We start from the raw sequence: 2872 nt of genomic DNA, 5'->3' as shown, positions 1-2872 counted from the left end.
AAAGTTGTATACAGGAGTAAAAAAAGTGCATGGTCATCGTAAAAAAGTCGCATACAGGAGTAAAAAAAGTGCATAGCTATCGTAAAAAAGTTGCATTTGTCCGTAAAAAAGTTGTTTGTGTCGTAAAAAAAGTGTATAAAGGAATAAAAAAGTTGTATCTCTCTCTAAAAATTTATTTAATCGTAAAAAAGTTGCACTTATTTCTAGACATTATCGTAAAAAAGGTGTATATTATATAAAAATAATTGTTTAATCGTAAAAAAGTTGTATGTTATAGACAATTCAATCCAAAAATGAGTATTTTTTCTCTTCTTTTCTATATAAGGGACAAAAAAAGTACACTTTTTTTACGATTGAAATTAACGAATACACTTTTAATACTTTTAAGAAATTTGAAGGAGTATATGAATCATGGATTTATTAGACGAGCTAGAAGAAAATAAAAAGTTTAGACAAGAAATAAAGTATAGTCGACAATTGCCAGAGATGTTTTCAACTGAAGATATTAATGCAACAAGTGAAAATATGACTTTTGCTATATTGGGAGAACTCCGAGATAGGTACAAGGAAGGTGAACCTGTAACATTTACTTATCAAGAATTGGCTGAATTAGGTGGATTATGGTTTAAGCGTAAAAACGGGAAAAAAAGTTTATACAATGGCAAAAAACTTCAAGAAGCAATGTATCATCTGAATGATGCATTGAAAAATTTTGCATACTATCAAGTACGAGATACGAATGAAGACGGTACTCCCAAATCTTGGAAGACTATTAATATCTTTAGTGTTATTGACTTTGACGGTACTAAGAGGGAAGTTAAGTTAACGATATCTAATGCAGAAATTAATCCTCAACAAGTAGATGCTCAAGGAAATATCATCAATGAGCCTTTACATGTTTATGATTTAATTAATTCTAAAGACTGGAGTAAAGTGAAGCATCTTAAGTATGATCGAGAAATAAACAATAACTTGCCCTCAAAATATTCAAAGCGCATATATCGCTTTATAAGTGAGTTTAGAAACTTCCCAAAAGGAACAAAGATGCGTATTGATGATTTTGACAAAAAAATTCTAAAGATATTAAAGACAGAGGAGGAAGTTCATAGAGACAAAAATGAGTTATTCGATCTCAGGAAGAATAGAAAAAAATATTTAGACAAGGCTGTTAAAGAAATTCAAGAATTGACTACTCCAGAGGGGGAACAAATTATTAAAAATTTGGATTACATATACTACTACTCAGGGAGAAAAATTCACTCTATTGAATTTACTTTTACCCCTTTCAATGGCGATTTGACACATAAAAATAAGCTTTCATCAGTAGTAAAAAATACTCCCAAAGGTAAGAGAAGTCCATTTCTTGAAGATGCTAAGACAGTGCTTAACTACTTGAACTATCTACACAGCATACGTTTTGAATATAATATTAAAAAACAAATTTATGAACTTGTTCCTAAAAACGGAGAGGGTATCTATTTTGATGTGGAAAATAAGGTCTTACTCAAGCCAATATTATCGTTACTTGAGAATGGCGTACCAGTTGATGAGCTTATGCAGATTGAAGAAATGAAAGCTTTCGAGTGGCGAGATAACGCAGAAGTATTAAGAAACTTAAAACCATCAGTTCTTTTTGGTGATAAATATTCAGAATATAGGGCTTATCTGAATTATTTCAGAAATGAGTACCAGGTAATCTTTGACAAGAATAAATCGAAAGATTTTTATATACCTATGGATGGTCCTTGGAACAGTAAGTAATAGAGTCGTTTGACTCTTTTTTTTTATCAACTGAAGTCAAGTACAAAGCGAATTCAAAATTTAAATATATTCACAATATATTTAAAATGCAAAAAACAATATATTTATAATTGATTTTAAATGCAATTTAAGTTATAATATAAATACATGGTAAATGCAATTATATTATAATTTGAGAAGGAGATGATAAGAATGAGGATTATTAGTATATCGGCAGTAAAGGGTGGTGTTGGAAAAACTACTATAACATTTAACTATGGGGAGTGGTTATCAAGTCAAGGGTATAATGTTTTGCTTATTGATACTGACCACCAGTGTAGTTTAAGTCAAACGTACAATCTATTTACAAATGAGGAGACCATTTATAATGCTTTTGTGAACAAAGATGTAAATATCCATCAAATTCATCAGAATTTAAGTATTATTCCTGCATCTCCAATGTTGGATGAGCTAGAGGTAGAATTAAGCAAAAAACATAATAAAGATTTATTGTTGATGATGTGGCTTGAAGATAATGTTGATAGAATAAAAGATTTTGATTTTATTCTAATAGATTGTCATCCAGACTTTCAAACTGTAACAAGAAATGCAATCGCTGTAAGTCATTATATTATTAGTCCAATAGAACCAAGCCAATATGGTTATATGTCAAAAAGTCTTCTTTTGGAAAGATTAGAGAATTTTAGAGACGAAGTTATTGATGCAAGGACAAGAGAAACATATATTTCAGCTCTACCTTACTTTATTGGCAATAGAATTCGACATAACACGAAATCTTCACGAGAATTTTCTGACAAGATTTCACAGGATAAGGGCACAATTGCAATGATTCCAGAAAAGGAACTCTTTAATCGTTCTACTCTTGATGGCATCCCGTTAGTTCAAATGGAAAAGGACAAAGATGTTGCAAAAACTAATAAAGCATTTTTTGAAAAACTGAATTCTGCATTTGAACAGATAACTGAAAAAGTAAGTGAGTAGATGGAGATTTCCAAAAAAATATAAACACATTTAAGATATAATTCAAACGCATTTTAAATGCATTATAAATATAATTTAAATATATTATTTTATAAAAAGGAGATATTATGGCATTTGACATCGATGAGAA

At 29.8% G+C, this 2872-nt stretch carries 2 protein-coding genes; both read left to right on the top strand.

Translation table 11 applies throughout. The features are described 5' to 3' along the window. The first annotated feature begins 411 nt into the window (after positions 1–411). Complete coding sequence (locus tag B4H39_RS03470; RefSeq protein ID WP_251423518.1) at positions 412–1761, top strand: replication initiation protein; 1350 nt, start codon at positions 412–414, stop codon at positions 1759–1761. 192 nt (positions 1762–1953) lie between these two features. Then, complete coding sequence (locus tag B4H39_RS03465; protein ID WP_251423521.1) at positions 1954–2742, top strand: ParA family protein; 789 nt, start codon at positions 1954–1956, stop codon at positions 2740–2742. Positions 2743–2872: the final 130 nt, after the last annotated feature.

Origin of the sequence: Lactococcus sp. UBA7128, from assembly GCF_002492185.1 — a bacterium.
Classification (GTDB): Bacteria; Bacillota; Bacilli; order Lactobacillales; family Streptococcaceae; genus Lactococcus; species Lactococcus muris.
Note: the sequence above shows the minus strand (reverse complement) of the source record. Positions and strands in the feature narration are given on the sequence as shown.